Raw genomic sequence first — 19,297 nt, forward strand, 5'->3', positions numbered from 1 at the left:
TTTTAAGAAATTAATATTTTAAGAGATTATAAAGATTAGATTTTAATAGATTATATTTAAGAGATTAGATATTATGAAAAAAAATTGTTTATTACTGTTAATGTTCATTATTGTTGTATTTTTTTCTATGAATATGGCTAGTGCTTCTGATGATTATGTTAATGGGAATAATATAGATCATAGTGTTAATAGTACCAATACTCTTGATAATAGTCTTAACTCTAATGATATTTATGTTAATTTATCAGGAAATGATGTTAGTGGGGATGGTAGTGAAAATAATCCTTATAAAAGTTTGAAAAAAGCTATTAATGAAGCATCTAACAATTCTAATATTTATATAATGCCTGGTGAATATTTTGGAGAAAATAACACAAAGATGATCATTGATAAAACTATCACTATTTCTGGTATTAATGGTGGCAATGGAAAGGTTATATTTAATGGTGAGAGAAAGTATGACTTTTTTGAGATTACTCCTAATGGTAAATTAACATTAATTAATATCACTTTTTATCAAGGTAATAATTCTGGTGAAGATTTTATTGCAGGAGCTATTTTTAATAATGGAGAATTAACCATAAAAAATTGTACTTTTGATTCTAATGTTGGTTTAAGAGGTGGAGCAATCTTAAACAATGGAAAATTAGAGATTATTGGTTCTAATTTTAAAAATAATAATGGTGTAAATTATGGTGGAGGAATAACCAATTTTAATACGGTTAAAATTATTGATTCTGTGTTTAGTGGGAATGCAGCTAAATCGGGATCTGCTATTTTCAGTGATGGGAATTTAACTATTTTATCCTCTAATTTTACTTCTAATAGTATTGAAGGGGTTAATTGGGAGAATAGGGATAATAATATTTTTATGAATTCTTCTAATATTAATTCTGATATTTCTGCTTCAAATCACACAATAAAAATTTTAAATTCTTCATGTGCTAATGTAGGTGTTACAAATTCTAATTTGTTTGTTAATGGTTCTACTTTATCTGTTAGTCCTACAAATTCCACTGTTAATATAACTTATTCTGTTATTAGTAGTGGTTCTATTTATCATTATATGAATAATAGTAATATTAGTGCTGAGTATAATTGGTGGTTATCTAATAAAGGTCCTATTGTATATTCTGGAAATAGTAATTATTATAATAGTCAAAAATATTGGATTGTAGCAGTTTTTGTTTCTGATTATGGAGGGTCTATTCCTAGTAAAAATACTAATGTCACCCTTCAAGTGATTTTTAAGTATACTGATGGTGTTAATGTTTGGGATTTACCTGAAGGAATTAATATTCCTTCTAGATCTCTTTATTTACAAACTGATAATGGATATTTTACTAATGATTCTGGAATACTTTCTAATAATATTTTCACTACTTATTATTTGAATAATAGTGAGGATACTCTTGTTTATGTGGTTGTTGATAACCAACGTTTGAAATTAACTGTTGGTAAAGGCTATACTAATCATACTTGGTATGTTTCAAATGATGGTGATGATTCTAATAATGGGTCTCGTGAAAGTCCTTTTAAAACTCTTGCCAAGGCGGTTAGTGTTGCTTTAAATGGTAATACTATTTATATCGCTTCTGGTGATTATTATAATGCTTTTAATTCAAATTTGTTTATTTGGAAGAATTTGACTTTTTCTTCTTATAATGGTCCTGTTACTATTTATCGTCATACTAGTAATAGTATTTTCATTGTTGCTGATTATGGAACTTTAAATCTTAATAATATTACTTTTTCAACCTATAATCTCACCTATTCTGTTCTTTTCATTAATTGTTCTGGTAATTTGACTATTAATAATTGTACTTTTAGGAATGCTTCTGGCAATTCTTACTGGGGAAATATTTTATTTTCTGGCTCTTATTTGTTTATTAATAATTCTAATTTTCATGATTTGAGACATTATGTAATAAAATCTTCATCTTATGATAGGTATTCTTATGGTTATGTACCATGTACAATTACTATTCTTAATTCTTATTTTAGTGGAATGTCTGGTGCTATTACCAACAATGAAAATTCTGCTAGAATTCTTTATTTAGTTTCAGATAAGGTTTTAATTGATAATTGTACTTTTGTAAATAATAATGCTACTGGAGCAGTTATTAATTCTAATTATTCTATTGTGAATAATTCTAGATTTGTAAGTAATAGTTTTGGGGCTGTTTCTGGTGCAAGTATTTTTGATAATGGTTATGTTGCAGACAATTCTGTTAATTATTGGAGTGGTTCAATTGTAGTTGCATCTAATATTCTTAATTCTATCTTTGTAAATAATAATATTTCTTGTGCAAATGCTAGATTTATCTATAATTGTTCTTTTATTAATAATAGAAATGCTTTTAATTCTCTTACAGATGATCATGATAGAAATGGTATTATATCAAGTAGTGGTAATTTATCGATTCTTTATTGTGTATTTATTGGTAATAGTGCTGGTTATGGTGGTGCTATATTTAACAGTGGAATTTTAAATGTTTCAAATAGTGTTTTTTTAAATAATACTGCTACTATTTTTGGTTCTGATATTTTTAATTTTAATGGTGTTGCTTACTTAAATAACAATTGGTGGGGTTGGAATGGTGGTCCTACTGATGGTAAGGTCTATAGGTTTTTAGGTGATGTCCATTTAGATACATGGGTTATATTGACTCTTAATGTTAATGGTTCTACTTTAATAGCTAGTCTAGATAAAGTTACTGATGCTGTTGGTAATATTTATGATTTAAATGGTACTATTCCAGATCGTGTTGCGGTTTTCAACTCTAGTATGGTACCTATTTCTCCAAAAACTACTAATTTGACTAACAATCATGCTTATGCAAGTGTTCTTTCTGGTTCTGATAGTGATTATATTGTTAATGTTACAGTTGATGGTCAGACTGTTGATTTAACAGTTCACAATAAGAATACTATTATTGAAATGAATGATACTACTTTTTATGGTAAAAATAATCGTTATACTGTGATTTTAAGAAATATTAATGGTTATGATATTTCTAATCAGACTGTTATTTTGAAGATAAAATATAAGAATGGTACTGTTGAGGATTATTACTTAATAACTGATGGGAATGGAAGAGCTAGTATTATTCTTAATAATAGTATTGGTATTTACAATGTTTCTGCTTTCTATGAAGGTGATGGGTATTTCTTTCCTTGTAATTCTAGTGCACTGTTGACAATTTTACCTTCTTCTACTAAGATATTTATTTTAAAAGATCAGTTGTTTTATGGTAAAAATAATGTTTTGCAAATTTCTTTGGAAGATATTTATGGTCGTGCTGTTGTTGGTCAAAAAATCTATTTTAATATAAAATCTGGTAGTAAAACTTACAATTATTATTCTACTACCGATGGTCAAGGTGTTGCAAAAATTATAGCTAATTTACCTAAAGGATCTTATGATGTTAAGGTTTCATTTAATGGTGATGAATGGTTTAATAGTAGTGAAAATCAAGGATCATTTACTATTTTATCTATTGGAACTAAATTAACTTTAAATGTCACTATCTTATATGGGAGAGGTGATGTTTATTTTGTGAAATTAGTGGATAATAATGGTAATGTAGCTAAAAATGAGACTGTATATATAACTTTAACTCAAGGGAATAAAAATCAAACATTTGCAGTTAAAACTGATAGTAATGGTACTGCAGGACTAATTGTAAATTTACTTCCAGGTACTTATAAAGTTAATGTTGTCTATAAAGGAGATGATTTGTATATTGGAACCAACATCAGTGGAACTTTAGTTGTTGAAAAAATAGCTGTTAGGTTGATTGTTGATCCATTAGTCAAATTTAATGTTACTAATAATAGTACTAATAATAAATATTATGCTTTATTGACTGATATGTATGGAAGGGCATTATCTGGTGAATCAATAATTATTAAAATTCAGAAAGATGGATTTTTGGAAGTTTATAATTTAACTACTGATAATGAAGGTTTTATTACTCTTCCACTTGATTTAACTGAAGGTAATTATATGGTTTTGGTAAATTTTATTGAGAATGAGTGGTATTATAATACTAGTACTGCTAGTACTTTAATTGTCTCAAAACCTACTATTAAAATAACAACTAAAATTAGTATCACATTAAAAAATAATACTGTAGTGATTTATTTAACTGATATTGATGGAACTCCGTTGATTAATAAAATTATTAGCATTAGATTAATTGGAAATGGATATAATAAAAATTTTAATATTAAAACTAATAACCAGGGAAAAGCTGAAATAAAATTATCTGAATTAAAATTAAGTAGTAATTCAAAGTATACTTTACATTATAATTTTGCTGGAAGTGATTATTATAATTCTAGAGTAGGAGTATTGAATTTTACATATTCAAATTCTTTAAATAATAAAATAAAAACTATTTTAACTGCTAAATCCCCTACAATAATTAAAGGAAAGAAAACTCTTATATCTGTCACTCTTAAAAATTCAAATGGCAAGTTTTTAGCTAATAAGAAAATTAAATTAGTAATAAACAAGAAGACATATACTAAACTTACTAATTCTAAAGGACAAGCTATTTTTAAGATTTCTAATCTTAAATCTGGGAAATATAATCTTAAATTGTTTTATGAGGGAGATAAAACTTATCTCTCTTCAAAAATATATAAAACTCAAACTGTAAAAAATATTGCTGATTTAGCTATTTCAAAAATTAAAAGATATGGAAATTCTTATAAAATACTTATTAAAAATCAAGGATCTGTTTCTTCTAAAAAAACTAAGATTAAAGTTTTCTATAAAGTTGGAAAAAAAATTAATCAGCGTGTTGCAATAGTTAAAGCTTTAAAACCTGGAAAATATACTATTGTGAATATTAAATTTTTTAAGTATTCCTATCATAAAAAATACTTAAAAAATGCGATAGTTAATTATAATAAGAATTTTAAAGAATTTAGTTATAATAATAATTTAAAAAAATTTAAAACATAAATATAATTAATAGATTTAATAATATACTATATAAAAAATATACTATATAATATATACTATATAAGTATATACTATATAAGTATTAAATTATACTATATAATTTTTAAATTATATTTAATACTTATTATATACTATATAATTAAAATCATATTTAATAATTATTTTAACATTTAATAAATTACTTTAATTTTATATAATATTATAATTTTATAAAATATCATAACTTTGTAGATTATCATTAGTTTATAAAATATTTAATTTTAGAAGATTATAATTTATAAAAGATTATAATCTCTTTAGATAATTTATACTATCAACTATTGGAGACTTATCATTAATTTCCAGTATGTATTTTCCTTTATAATTATTTTTTTTAAATACTTTAATTATATTTTTAAAATCTATCTTTCCTTTTCCTAATCCTAAATGTAGATCTTTATCAAGGAAATTGTCAGATAAGTGTAAGTGTTTAATTGAATCGAAATATAAATCTCTTTCTTTATATTCCATTGTAGAAGCATGGCCTATATCTAAGGTCATATACATATTGATTTCTAATAGTAATTCATTTAATTTAAAAATGTTTTGATGAATTAGCCAATCACTATTGGGCATATTTTCTACAGTAGCCATAACTCCATTGTCTTCTCCATATTTTCCACATATCTCTAATGATTCTTTGCATGTAGATAATATTTTATCTTCACATGGATAACCTAAAATTGTCATTCCAGATGGATGTATTACAACAATGTCACTATCTAACTTGTTAGCTAAATCTATAGATTTCTTTATCTCGTTTATTGAAGCTTTTTGAATAGATTTATTTAAAGAAGCTATATTTAAATCTGTAATTGGTGAATGTATGCTATATTTAATATCATAAGAGTTCATCATATCAACATCGACTGAATCATTAGGATATTCGTTCATTATTTCGACATATTTGATATCTAATTTTTCAGCATATTCTAAACTTTTTTGAAGGTTTTTTTCATAAATTGATGATGATGAGACTCCTATTTTCATTTGGACTACCTTTATTTAATTAAATAATAATTTATTATTTAGACATAATATACATCTTAGTTATTTTAACTATTTTAATTATTATTTTTAGTTATTTTAGTTATTCTAGTTATTTTAACTATTTTAACTATTCAAATTATTGAATTTTCATTTTTTAGGCTATTTACCCTCTAAAAAGTATTTTTCTTTTGCTCTTAGGAATATTCTTTCGAATGTTCCAAATAATAATATCAATAAAATAGCATTTACTATACCATGAATCAGATCAAATGTAAAACTTGCTGCATATACTCCTAATACAGATCCTAATGAAATAGTTCCTAAGAAAGGTAGCATTCCTATGTTAGTTATCCATCCATAGAGGATTCCCCAGCTTAAACCAAATACTGCTCTTGAAGGAGTATTATTTTTCAATTTTTTGCTTAAGATTCCTGCAGTAAAACCCATAAGCCCCCAGCCAATCATTTGTAGAACAGTCCAAAATCCTAATCCTAAAAATAGCCCTGTTACTATAGGTGTTAAAGCACCAGTCACGAATCCTGTTTTTTTCCCAAAAACAATACCTGTCATTATAATAATAAATGATGCAGCCTGAACACCAGGAATTGCTGCTGTTGGAAGAGTTCCCAATGCAGCTATAGCTATCAAAATAGCTATAATAACAATATTTTCTACAGTAGGCTTTGATTTTTCAAACATCTTAAAAAAAACAATGAATATTCCAACAATTAATATGAAAAATATTATCCAGTAAGTTAAAGACATGATTTCCATTATTTCACACTCATTTTTGCATAATTCTTATTTATTATTAAATCTTATTTCTTGTAATAACATTCATTTTCCTATTAAGTTTCATTCTTTCTTAATTCTTATTTTTTGTATTAAGATTTATTCTTCGTATTAATTCTTATTTTTTTATTAACTCTTATTTTTTCTATTAATTCCTATTTTTTGTATTAATTTTTATTTTAAATATTTTAAGTCTTCCATATACTTTTTAAATCTTTTAAAGTTACACAGTTAGGTATATAATTTTTTACCATTCTGTTTACAAATGTTGTATAAAAATTATTATTATAAAACATATCTTTAGGGGTTGTATCAACTTGAATTTTCCCATCAAAAATTAAAAAACTTCTACTAGAATAATCAGCTGCAAAATCAATATCATGTGTAACCATCACTATGGATAATCCATTTTTTTGAAGTTTTTGGAACTTATCACCGAGATTTTTTTTGAATATAGGATCAAGGCCTTTAGTAGGTTCATCTAAGAATAATATGTCTGGTTTTCTTAATAATGATTTCACAATAGCTATTTTCTGCTGTTCACCACCACTACAATCATAAGGATGTTTTTTCAGTAAGTTTTCTATTTCAAAAAACTCTATTAGGTCTTTTTTTTCTTTTTTATCCATAATAATTTCTTTATTTTCTGAATTAATCTCTGAAATCTCTGTATTTAATTCCTCTTCAACAGTTTCAAATCTAAAATGTATCATTGGATTTTGATGAACATATCCTAACTTGATTTTTTTATCATGTTTCACTTTTCCTTTGATTGGTTTGAGGATTTTAACTAATAATTGCAATAAAGTACTCTTTCCAGTACCATTTCCTCCTAAAATACTAATAAATTCTCCTTCTTTAATTTCAAATGATACTCCTTTTATTATAACCTGATTTTTATTGTATCCAAACCAAAGATTTTCACACTTAAAAATAGCTTTATTTTTATCTATTTTTGCCCCTGATTTTGTTTCATTTAATATTTTTTCATTTAATAGTTTATATTCATCATAAAAGGTATTTTTTGAATTATTCAGCATTTCCTGATTCATTTCATACATATCATTTAACCCTTCTCTTATACTAAGTGGAACTATTCTATCTTGAGAAAATGAATAATATTCTTTAAATAAAAAATGAATTAGGGCAGTTGAAGGTAGATAATTAGAAAATATTGGATTATTGCATGTTTCTAAACATATTTCTCTTGGATGGTTATTATATGCAATTACTCCTTCCTCTATAAAAACAGCTTTGTCAATAAATGGGAATACATTATTTATTCTATGTTCTGTCATTAGTATTGTTATTGAAAATTCTTCATTTAATCTACGAAGTATTGATAAGAAATCATATGATGCAATAGGATCTAGTTGAGAAGTAGGTTCATCTAAAAGTAATACTTTGGGTTTTAAAACTAAGAGTGAACATAAATTAACCAGCTGTTTTTGTCCACCAGATAGTTCATCTACTTTTTTATAAAGTAGTTTATCTAGAGAAAAAAATGTTGATATTTCAGCTATTCTTGTTCTGATTTCTTCTGTAGGAATCCCCATATTTTCTAAAGAAAAACTAATTTCTTGAATTACTGTATCACAAACAAATTGATTTTCAGGATTTTGAAATAAAAAACCTATATCTCTTGCAGATTTTTCTTTACTAAGTTGTCTTATATTTTCTCCATCATAGTAAATTATTCCTTCTTCATTTCCAATAGGCTTAATTTCATTTTTTAAGTTCATTAACAATGTTGTTTTTCCACAACCAGATGGTCCACAGAATAGTACAAAATCTCCTCTATTTACTGTAAGATTTAGCTTAGAAAAAATTTTTTCATTATTAGAATATTCAAAACTGAAATCATTGAATCTTATTAGTTCCATATTTTCCTCCATTAACATAATTTTTTCCATTATATTTCCATAATATCCTTTCCATCAATTCTAAAAATATTAAAGGTGAAAGTAAAAATAAAAATATTATATAATACATGTTTAATGGAAATTCAAAAAACGATGTATCTAAAGTAGGGTAAATCTCAATATTTCCAAAACCATAGTACAATCCTATTAATGATAATATTGAGGTTATAGCTATTATTAAAATTATAATAATATCAATTTTATGAATATTATATTTTAAATAGCTTGTCCTTTCAGTAATTCCATACCCTCTAGCTTTCATAGACTTTGCAGTTAACATAGATTCTTCTAAAGACCAAGATATTACAATAGCTAACATAGATCCCATTTTTCTAACTTTATCTATTCTTTTTTCATTTGAATTATCATGATTGAATTTAAATATTTTATTAACTTCTCCTAATCTATAGTTTAATAATGGTATAAATCTCATTGCCATTACTCCAATCATTGATACAGTAGAAAAATGATTGGATGTTAAATAAAGGATTTTTTGATAATCAACATATTTATTAAAAGATAAAAAAAGCAATAATATTATTAACAATGAAAATGCCATTAAAAATCCATAAACTAGAGATTCAAGAGTAATAAAATAGTTATTAAATGTATTATTGAATAAATTATTGAATAAGTAGATTTTTGTGGTTCCTACATGTGAAAATAATGGGTTTAAAATAATAATTATTAAAGACATTGGGATAAAATATTTTAGTGTGGAACCTATTTCTTTTTCTCCTCCCTGTAAATAAATTAATAGAATTATAAATATCAATAAACTCACTAAATAATAAATATTATTAAATAATAGTGAAAATAATATGAGTATAATATAATAAACTGATATTACTCCTGGATGTATTGTATTTAGATTCATAATTGCCTTTAATATCTTTTATTCCCACTTATATGTTTTATATTATTCAGAATAGTTTTATTGGTTGTTATATTGGTTTTTTGTTAGTTTTTTCATTGGTTTTTTGTTGTTTGGGGGAAAAAGGGTTTTATCCTTCTACCATTATGAGTTTTCCCGTTGATGGGTCTTTGTATACTTTTCCCATTTCTACGTATCCTTGTCCTGAGCTTTCGGTTGTGTTGGGTGTGTCGTTTAGTTCTTCTCCTTGATTAACTTGCGATACCTTTTGCATTTCTTTCATGGTGTCTTGTTTTTCTTCTGCTGTCATGTCACTGAATACTACACTTTGCATATTCCATGACATTACTAAAAATACCAGTAAGCCAACTGATATTACTAGCATTGCATCTACTAAGTTGGTTGTTCCAGCCATAGGGTCTTCTTCTACTCTTGAGGATCTTCTATTTTTTCTATCTTTTCTTGCCATGATGATTTATCTCCTTTTCATCCTCGTTCGTTTATTTTTTTTATTTTCTCATATTTTTCCCTATTTTTTCTTTCTTTCCTATTTTTTATTCTTTCTTTCCTTATTTTTTAGGTTTCCATGTATTCAAGGATGGCATCTGATAGTGCGTCTAGGTTGGATAGGTAGTCGTCGTACCATCTTCTGCGGATTTTGGATACTAAGTAGGCTACTGCTCCGGCTCCGATCCCAACTACGGTTGTGTCGAATGCTACTATTATTGCTTGTGATAGTGCTGTTACATCTCCGCTTCCTAGTGCTGCTAGTCCTGGTCCCATTGGTATTAATGTTCCCATTAATCCTAAGGTAGGGCCGATTCTTGTTACTATGTCTGTTTTTTCAACTATTTTGTCGATATGGTTTTCTTCACTTTCAATATATTTATTTGCAAGTGCAAGTCTTGATTTATTTTTTAAATTTTCAGATGATGCTAGTTCTGTTAGAATCTTTTTTTGACTTTTGGGAATTATTGAATCATTTATAACTTTTTTAACTTCTTCAGGGTTTTCAGAATCCGATATTTCATAGATTAAATCTTTTATTGTGTTTGCGGGTATTTTTTTCCTGCTTGTGTATTCTGAAATTAAACCACCAAGGGTTATTACTGCGTATACTACAAAAATCAGTAATATTACTATTACTGGTATCAACAAACTTTGAGAAATAACATTCAAACCAGAAGTTAAAATATCACTACCCGGAATACTTGTAACCATCTTAAAATCACCATTCTTTTATTTAATTATTTGAGAGTCTTATTTATTGAAAAATTATTTTATTATTAAATTTAATCATAAAAATTAATATAAAAATTAATTATAAGATTTAATTATTGAGATTGCTTATTTTTTTGTTTATAATTCTTCCTGCAATTAGTAATCCTATGAATAGTAGGAATGCTATGATTAGTGAGCTTGTTGATTCGATTGAAATTTTTCCCATAGGATTTGCTAATACACTGCTTATGTTTGGGAGTATTAAGGAAGAAATGAGGAAATATAATCCTAAAAAAAACATGAAATTTCCAAGAACAACGGGGTATGGTTTTTTAACTATCTTATTGAATATGTTTGCTCCAAAGTATGCAGCAATTATGACTATCATTAAAGCTAATGCTGCGTATTGGCTCAGGTTAAAAGGTGTTAAGCCTATTGTTGGGGCTACTACTAATATACTCACTACTATTGATAAGAAACAACAAGGACACGGTGCAATAATTGCAATTGCTGCAGTTTTAGATGTGTTTTTTTCGTGTATTTTCCATTCTCTTATAGTTAATACACCTGAAATAATCATAATAGCTGCCATTATTAGGAAAAATCCACTGTTATAAGTGTACATTATCTCTGTTATTTGAGATGAATAATATGATGCGATTAAAGTGATTATTAAAACTCCTATTCCATAACTTATTACTATTGTTGCTAATGCTTTCTTTGAAAGATTAGCTAAGCCAGAAGCAAGACCTATCTTTAATCCAAAAACTAAAATTGCAGATAAAACACCCAATTGCCATAATATTGCTACTATATCCATTTATTACACCTCATTTTTTATTATATATCTTAAGATATATAAAGTTAATTTAAGTTTTTTTCAACTCTGTTTGAAAATTTAAATGGCATATAGAAATAGTTATTACTATTTTTATTATCATTATTATTTTTAAAATAAGATATTGTTAATAAGTATAAAACATAATATCTATGATAAATAAAAAAATAATTGTACAAACTTTAGTATTATTTGTATTATTGATAAATATTTTAGTATTACGATATTTAGTATTACAAATATTATGATTTTTAGTATTACAAGTATTACAATTTTTAGTATTACACTTATTATTAATAAATAGTTTAGTATCAAATTTTATTATTGCAGATTTTGCTATTATAAAAACTTATCATTAATAAAAAGGAGAATAATAATGTTAACAAAGAGAATAATTCCCTGTTTAGATTGTGATCTTCAAGTTCCAGAAGGGCGTGTTGTTAAAGGTGTTGAATTTAAACAAATTAAATACGCTGGAAATCCTGTTGAACTAGCTAATAAGTATTATGAAGAGGGAGCTGATGAAATTGTACTTCTTGATATTACTGCTTCAAGAGAAAAAAGAGCTACAATGGGAAATGTAGTTAAAGATGTAACTGAAAATGTCTTCATACCTATATGTATAGGTGGGGGAATTAGAAAAGTTGATGATTATATTGATATGCTTAAAGCTGGGGCAGATAAATGTTCAACCAATACTGCAGCTATACATAATCCTGACCTTATTAATGAAGCATCTGAGGTAGTTGGAACACAAGCATGTGTGGTTGGAATAGATGCAAAAAGAAGGTATGTTGATAATCCAAAAGAAAGTGATGATAAAAATATTATAGAAACTAAAAATGGTTATTGTTGGTTTGACACTAGTATCTATGGTGGAACTGAATTTACTGGTATGGATGCTATTGAGTGGGCTCAAGAATGTCAAAAAAGAGGTGCTGGTGAAATTTTATTAACTTCTATGGATAGGGATGGAACTAAGGATGGATATGACCTTGAACTAACTAAAGCTATTAATGATTCTGTTGATATTCCTGTTATAGCTTCAGGTGGTGTTGGTAAACCAGAACATATTTTTGAAGCTTTTGATATAGCTGATGCTAGTGCAGCTTTAGCAGCTAGTATTTTCCATTTTAATGAATATCCAATTCCTGAGGTTAAGGAATACTTAAAGGAAAAAAATATTAATGTTAGATTTTAGCTGAAAGCATTAATGTTTGACTTTAGCTGAAAATATTAATGTTTGACTTTAGTTGGAAATATGGATAATGGATTTAGCTTTTAATATAGATAAGGAATTTATTTTTTTTAATAGGTAGGACATAATTTTTAATATGGGGTTTAGTTTTAGTATGAAATTTGATAATTTAATAAATTTGGAACTAACACAGAAATCAGGTCAAACATCTCAACCTCCTTGGATTGAGATGTATGGCAAATATTGTGATTTGATCTATTTAAATGGGGTGCCAATCCTTATTAATGCTTATCAAGATGATATAACATCTTTAAATGTTAATTATGAGCTTCCTCTTGATATTGAATATTTAAAAGATTCTATTGATGAGAAAAACATTGAAAAAAATATAAAAAACGAAATTAATAGAATATTCGATTTAAATCTTGATCTTAATAGGTTCTATGATTATTTATCTGAAGATTCTAAACTTAAACCAACAGTTGATTTTTCGAGAGGACTTCGTTTATTTTTAGCTAAAAATCCTTTTGAAGCTATTGTATCCTCAATTGCATCAGCTAATAATTCTATTGTTCGTTGGACAAAATCGATAGCTAATATCCGGAAAAAATGGGGAAATCCTGTTAAATTTTCATCTGGAATATTCTATGAATTTCCTTGTCCTGAATTACTCCAGTTTGTTCATGAAAATGATTTAGAAGAATTTGATTCTTTTAATGGGTCAATTGATATGGAATTTTGCATTAAAAATCTAAAATCATGTGGTGTAGGTTATAGGGCTTCTTACATCAAAAAAACAAGTGAAATTCTCTCGAATGATATAAATCTCCTTGGAATATTTGATATGGATTATGAAGAAGCATTCGAAACAGTTTTAACTTTTCCAGGTGTTGGTCCAAAAGTGGCTGATTGTATTCTTCTTTATGGTTATGGGTTTAAAGAAGCTTTTCCTACTGATATATGGATAAAAAGAATTATTTCTTATCTGTATTTTGATAATAAAGATATTTCTGTTTCTAAAATCCGAGAGTTCGGAATGGAGCATTTTGGTGAATACGCAGGCTATGTTCAACTTTATTTGTTTCATTATGCTCGTAAATCTGGATTAATGAATAAATTGAAGTAATCTAGTAATTTTTAATATTATATATACTTTAATACTTTTTTATCATTTTTGTTTATGATGAATATTAATATAATTCTGATTAAACTGTTTAATTTAATTTATTTAGATGTTTATAATCTTAGATTTATATATTTAATTGCAATTATTAATACGAAATATATCTAATTTAAGTATTTACTTGTTTTTTAATTTAATAATATGATTTGAATATTTTAATAGGTTTTAACATTATTTTAGGTTATAATGTCTTATTATTTAACATGACAATTTTATACAGAATACTCGCTATGTTTATATAATAAAAAAAACAAACGTTAATTTATGTAAAGTAGTTTGAAATAACATTCAAATTCAAAAATATATTTTTTTAGGGATAAACAATGAAAATAAAAATTTATTTAATAGACCCTATTGTTTCAGAAATTAATAATGAAATAATGGTAAGTACTCCTAATCAGGGGAGTTATGGTAGTGGTGCACCATCTGGTATTTGGGAACCTTATACTATGGAATGCATAGGCTCTTTTTTAAAAGAAAATCTTCCAATTTTGGATATCCATATCCTTCAAGAAAACATATATGATCATGACAGGATTGTTTCAAAATTAAAATTTGATCATGATTTAAACGTTGTATGTGTTTCAACATATTCATATGCTGCTAATGATGTTATTTCTATTTTTGAAAAAATTAAGGATATTGATAATGAAATTATTACTGTAAGTGGTGGATATCATCCTTCAGGAGATGAAAATTTCTGCCAAAATTCTTGTATTGATCATTGTATACTTGGTGAAGGTGAAATTCAAATGTTGAATTTAATTAAATCACTGACTGGTTCTGAATTTAAAAATGATGAGAATTTCAAGTTAAATATGGGTGAAAATAGCCCATGGCCTATTAGAAATGAAAAATTTTTGAAAAGAGCAAAATCATTCCCATTATCAGTTCCATCACCAGATAAACAAATAAATCCTGCAATGATTTCTTATGGTAGAGGATGTTTATTTAATTGTTCATTTTGTGCATCTTCTCTTATATGGTCGGATACACATACTTCTTTTCGTAATGTTTCTGATGTTATTAATGAAATAAATTATTTAAAGAAAAAATTTGGTACTAATTCTCTTTTTTGGACTGATTTAGCTCTTAATAATGATAAAAACAAATTATATGAACTATTATATGATCTATCAAAGTTAAACAATATTTATAGTTTTGGATATGTAAATCAAAACTTAGATGATGAAACAGCATTTAAACTTCAAAATGCAGGCTTTAGAAGATTAGGTTTTGGTGTTGAAGCTCTTGAAAACTATAGGTTAAAAAAAATTAAAAAATTTCAAAAACTTTCAAGAATTAAAAAATCATTATCGGCTGCAGATAGAAATGGTATAATTACAAGGGGATATATAATGATGGGTTTCCCTGATCAAGTTCCTGAGGATACATACAATATATTAGAGAATATTATTGATTTACCAATTGATCAACTAAGATTAGGTTTTTATACTCCTTTTGTAGGAACATCTTCCTATGAAGAACATTGTGACAATTTAACTGAAGATAATAATCGTTTTACTGCTGATTTGCCAGTTTTTAAAAATCATATTCTCGAAGAAGAGAAATGGATTAGTATTAGAAAAGATGTTATAAAGAGGTTTTACAATAGTGAAAATTATAAAAATAGGATTGAAGAAAAAATTAAGGAATTTCCTTATTTAGAAGAGTCTTTTAATTATTTTTTCAAAGTATTAAATTTAGAAGAGGTTTTATAATGAAAATAAAAAATAGGAGTAAACAAGAAACAATAAAAAACAATGTGAAATTTGAGAAAACATCATGGTTTGATTATATTAAAAACTTCGATGAAAATTTGTATAATTTTCTAATTGAATCATTGGAAAGAGGATATTCTTTTAATAATATTTCAGAAGATTTGATAACACAAATAAAAGAATTATTAGTTCAGGAAGATTTAGAGAATGTTAAAAGATTTATTCCTTATATTACTAATCATCCAAATTTTCAAAATCATCGTATTGAATATGAAATTAAACAAGTAAGATATACTAAAATATTTAATTTTGTAAAAAATTGGATTAATGGAGGAAATGATATTTTAGATGTGGGATGTGGTAATGGAAATATGGCATATTTTTTCTTAGATGATGATAATGTCAATTATACTGGAACTGATGTTTATTTACCTAATGATATTGATTCTTGTTTAATAAGTTCAAAAAACATATCATTTCTATTACAAGATTCACCAGTTAATATTCCAGTTTTAGATGAATCTATGGATATTATATTGATAATTGACATGTTGCATCATATAGAATTTAAAGATCAAAGTAATTTTTTGGAAGATATATATAGAAAACTAAAACCTGATGGTAGAGTTATAATTTTTGAATATTGTTTTTCTGAAAAAGAAAAAGGGATATTAAACAATGAAGCTACTAATGAGTACAACAAATTAACAATAATGGAGAAAATGAATTATTTATTGCTAATGGATTGGTTATCAAATATTTTATTTTTGAATAGAACCATGCCTATGCCTTATTCATTTAAAACAAAGGAAGAATGGGAGTTAATGTTTAAAAAATTAAATTTTAACATTGAAAGTTCTAAATATCTTGGCTTTCCAGAGGAATTTTTTCACCAAGGTCCTTACTCTAAATTTTTATTATCTAAATAGTTGAGTCATATCATGAAATTAAAAAAAATAAAATCTGTGATATTTGACATGGATGGAGTTTTAATTGATTCTATGCCTTATCATGTAAAAGCTTGGGAATTGGCATTTGAAAAATATGGTTTGAAGATTAATAGTGAAATTATATATGAATTGGAAGGTTCGGACTATAAACAGACAGTAAAGATAATATTTGAAAGAATGGGGAAAAAAGTAAAAAAGCAGGATATAGAGTTTTTAGGAAAAGAACAAGATAAAATATTTAATGAAATTGTTAAAATTAAACCATTTGATGGTGTAGTAAAATTGCTTAAAATACTTGAAAAAAAGTATGACTTAGCAATAGTTTCAGGTTCTAATAGGAAAAATGTTGAAAAAATTGTTGAAAATAATTTTAAAAATGTTTTTAAAGTTTTAATCACTGGTGATGATACAAATAAAAGTAAACCAGATCCTGAACCTTATTTAAAAGCATTAATCGCTTTAAATATTAAAAAAAATGAGGTTATTGTAATAGAAAATGCTCCTTTAGGCATACAATCTGCTAAAAATGCAAATTTATTTTGTATAGGGTTAAAAACATATTTGGGAGATTCTTTTTTAAATAAAGCAGATATTATCCTTGAAAACCATGAAAAACTAGAAAAATATTTATTAAATTAAAAATAAGATGTGAATAAAATGATTTATTTCAAATTAATTGGAAGTTTTGTTTTTACAAAAGATATTACTGATTTAAAAGAAGTTATATATAAATTTCTAAATGAAAATACAAAAAAAATATTAACAAAAAATGGAGAAATAGGGTGTTCTATAAATGATTTTAAAATAGAAAAGAATATACTAACAATAAAATTTGAGAGTAACCAACTTATTAGAGCTCATGAAGTGTTAATAAGATTAAAAAAAGAATTATCAAATTTTACAGGAAAAAAATTTAAAATAGGTATTCGGGATGTTTTAATAAAATATTTTGATATAAAAATGGAATCAAAAAAATCATTGAACATAAAAAATTTACCTTATGTTAAAAATATAGAATATGGAGATAAATGCATAGTTATATTGTTTGATACTGAATCAGAAAACAAAATTACATATTCTGAAATTGAAAAAAGAATACCTGATAGAATCATCACCTTATTAAAAAATAAAATGAATGATTATGGTGGTAAAAATGAACATTGGGAATTGTTATGGGAAAGTGAAGATAAAAAATTTAAATTTAAAGAGGATCCTACTAAGGTCATGGAAAAGGAGGGATGGATTAAAAGAGGTTATAATAGAGGGCAATGGATTTATGGTCCTCAAGCTACTCATTTATTTAGAACTTTTGAGAAAATAACATTAAAGGAATTGTTGGAGCCTTTAGGATTTTCAGAAATGATTTTTCCAAAGTTAGTACCATGGGAAGTTTGGATGAGGAGTGGGCATGCACAGGGTGTTTATCCTGAAATATATTATGTTTGTCCTCCAAAAACTAGAGATCCTGAATATTGGGAAGATGTAAAAAACATATATAATATAACAAAAGAAATACCAATAGATTTAATCGAAAATAAAATTGATTCACCAATTGGAGGTATGTGTTATGCTCAATGTCCTTCTTTTTGGGGATTTTTGCAAGGCGAAACCGTTTCTATCGATCAATTACCTTTAAAAGTATATGATCATTCTGGAACTAGTCATAGATATGAATCTGGGGGAATTCATGGAATTGAAAGAGTTGATGAATTTCATCGATTGGAGTTAGTATGGTTAGGAACCAGAAAAGAAACACTTGAAATGGCAGAAGAGATTAAAGAAAAATATAAAAATATTTTTGAAAATATATTAGAGCTTAAATGGAGGACTGCATGGGTTACACCATGGTTTATGGCCCAAGAAGGAAAAAAAGGGTTATCTGATATGGAAGGTGCAGGAACTGTTGATTATGAAGCAATAACTCCTTATAATAATAAATGGATCGAATTTCAAAACTTATCTGTTAATGCGGATAAATATACAAAAGGTTTCAATGTAAAATCTCAAAATAATAAAAAATTATGGTCTGGATGCAGTGGAATAGGTTTAGAAAGATGGACAGCTGCTTTTATAAGCCAACATGGAATAAACATTGAAAATTGGCCTGATAAATTCAAAAAATACTTTGGAAAATTACCTTTGGGAATAAAGACATTATAAAAAATCAAATCTCAAAATATAGAAGATAAGTATTTTAAAACATTAAATTGATAAATATGAAAAAAATTAATAAAAGATACAATATAGATCTTATAAAATAAGTATAATATGAAGTAATTTTCAATGTTATATATATTTTAATACTTTTTTACCATTTTCTGTTATATGATATAGTCTTCCTTTAGTTGCTTCTTCATTAATGCATTTTATTAGATTTTTTTCTTTTAATCCAGATAAATAGATACTAATATGGCTTGTTATTGCTCCAACATCTCTAGCTATTTCAGAAGGAATTTTTAATTTTTCATCTTTAAGTGATATTAATATCTTTTGTCTATATTTTGAAGGTTTAACATATACTAAAAATTCTATTATTTCATCACTGTATTCTTTCATAATATTATCTCCATCTGTTTATAATTAATCAAATTTTT

The 19,297-nt window shown here is 25.8% G+C and carries 15 protein-coding genes; 7 read left to right on the top strand and 8 right to left on the bottom strand.

Features of this window, described 5'->3' with window-relative positions; genetic code table 11:
- Window positions 1-73 precede the first annotated feature (73 nt).
- Window positions 74-4,975 (top strand): DUF1565 domain-containing protein, encoded by a 4,902-nt coding sequence (locus tag MarbSA_RS06470; RefSeq protein ID WP_221061225.1) that lies wholly within the window; start codon window positions 74-76, stop codon window positions 4,973-4,975.
- A 285-nt stretch (window positions 4,976-5,260) separates the two neighbouring features.
- On the opposite strand, the gene MarbSA_RS06475 is transcribed toward MarbSA_RS06470, so the two are convergent.
- The 7 genes from MarbSA_RS06475 to MarbSA_RS06505 all read right to left on the bottom strand — a co-directional run bounded on the left by MarbSA_RS06475 (window position 5,261) and on the right by MarbSA_RS06505 (window position 11,633).
- On the bottom strand, window positions 5,261-6,004 hold the full coding sequence (locus MarbSA_RS06475; protein WP_054835369.1) for a sugar phosphate isomerase/epimerase family protein: 744 nt from the start codon (window positions 6,002-6,004) through the stop codon (window positions 5,261-5,263).
- 159 nt (window positions 6,005-6,163) lie between these two features.
- A complete protein-coding gene (locus MarbSA_RS06480; protein ID WP_052332122.1) occupies window positions 6,164-6,778 on the bottom strand; it encodes an ECF transporter S component in 615 nt (204 codons plus the stop codon).
- Window positions 6,779-6,984: 206 nt separating this feature from the next.
- A complete protein-coding gene (locus tag MarbSA_RS06485; protein ID WP_244987857.1) occupies window positions 6,985-8,709 on the bottom strand; it encodes an ABC transporter ATP-binding protein in 1,725 nt (574 codons plus the stop codon).
- Window positions 8,657-9,502 (bottom strand): energy-coupling factor transporter transmembrane component T, encoded by an 846-nt coding sequence (locus tag MarbSA_RS06490; protein WP_231624181.1) that lies wholly within the window; start codon window positions 9,500-9,502, stop codon window positions 8,657-8,659. The genes MarbSA_RS06485 and MarbSA_RS06490 overlap by 53 nt, the downstream gene beginning before the upstream one ends.
- Before the next feature lie 220 nt (window positions 9,503-9,722).
- On the bottom strand, window positions 9,723-10,061 hold the full coding sequence (locus MarbSA_RS06495; RefSeq protein WP_054835375.1) for a DUF2149 domain-containing protein: 339 nt from the start codon (window positions 10,059-10,061) through the stop codon (window positions 9,723-9,725).
- Between the two features lie 107 nt (window positions 10,062-10,168).
- Entirely contained in the window at window positions 10,169-10,813 is a 645-nt protein-coding gene (locus MarbSA_RS06500) for a MotA/TolQ/ExbB proton channel family protein (RefSeq protein WP_042702847.1), read from the bottom strand.
- A gap of 109 nt (window positions 10,814-10,922) precedes the next feature.
- Window positions 10,923-11,633, bottom strand: coding sequence for a DUF2162 domain-containing protein (locus MarbSA_RS06505; RefSeq protein WP_052332123.1), 711 nt, complete (start codon window positions 11,631-11,633; stop codon window positions 10,923-10,925).
- 394 nt (window positions 11,634-12,027) lie between these two features.
- Here MarbSA_RS06505 and hisF point away from each other — a divergent pair, with 394 nt between their 5' ends.
- The 6 genes from hisF to MarbSA_RS06535 all read left to right on the top strand — a co-directional run bounded on the left by hisF (window position 12,028) and on the right by MarbSA_RS06535 (window position 18,863).
- On the top strand, window positions 12,028-12,852 hold the full coding sequence (gene hisF, locus MarbSA_RS06510) for an imidazole glycerol phosphate synthase subunit HisF (protein ID WP_054835577.1): 825 nt from the start codon (window positions 12,028-12,030) through the stop codon (window positions 12,850-12,852).
- 151 nt (window positions 12,853-13,003) lie between these two features.
- Window positions 13,004-13,975: a DNA glycosylase gene (locus MarbSA_RS06515; RefSeq protein WP_221061226.1), complete on the top strand. Its 972-nt coding sequence runs from the start codon at window positions 13,004-13,006 to the stop codon at window positions 13,973-13,975.
- Window positions 13,976-14,355: 380 nt separating this feature from the next.
- Window positions 14,356-15,753, top strand: coding sequence for a B12-binding domain-containing radical SAM protein (locus MarbSA_RS06520; RefSeq protein ID WP_221061227.1), 1,398 nt, complete (start codon window positions 14,356-14,358; stop codon window positions 15,751-15,753).
- The gene (locus MarbSA_RS06525) at window positions 15,753-16,682 is read left to right on the top strand and encodes a class I SAM-dependent methyltransferase (protein WP_221061228.1); all 930 of its coding nucleotides are present in this window, start codon (window positions 15,753-15,755) and stop codon (window positions 16,680-16,682) included. Before MarbSA_RS06520 ends, MarbSA_RS06525 begins: the two co-directional genes overlap by 1 nt.
- Window positions 16,683-16,694: 12 nt before the next feature.
- Window positions 16,695-17,342 carry an HAD family hydrolase gene (locus tag MarbSA_RS06530; protein ID WP_221061229.1) on the top strand — a complete coding sequence of 216 codons (648 nt, stop codon included), beginning with the start codon at window positions 16,695-16,697 and terminating at the stop codon, window positions 17,340-17,342.
- 18 nt (window positions 17,343-17,360) lie between these two features.
- Entirely contained in the window at window positions 17,361-18,863 is a 1,503-nt protein-coding gene (locus tag MarbSA_RS06535) for a serine--tRNA ligase (protein WP_221061230.1), read from the top strand.
- Between the two features lie 126 nt (window positions 18,864-18,989).
- On the opposite strand, the gene MarbSA_RS06540 is transcribed toward MarbSA_RS06535, so the two are convergent.
- Window positions 18,990-19,259 (bottom strand): transcriptional regulator, encoded by a 270-nt coding sequence (locus MarbSA_RS06540; protein WP_221061231.1) that lies wholly within the window; start codon window positions 19,257-19,259, stop codon window positions 18,990-18,992.
- Between the last annotated feature and the right edge of the window lie 38 nt (window positions 19,260-19,297).

Source organism: Methanobrevibacter arboriphilus (genome assembly GCF_019669925.1).
Classification (GTDB): domain Archaea; phylum Methanobacteriota; class Methanobacteria; order Methanobacteriales; family Methanobacteriaceae; genus Methanobinarius; species Methanobinarius arboriphilus_A.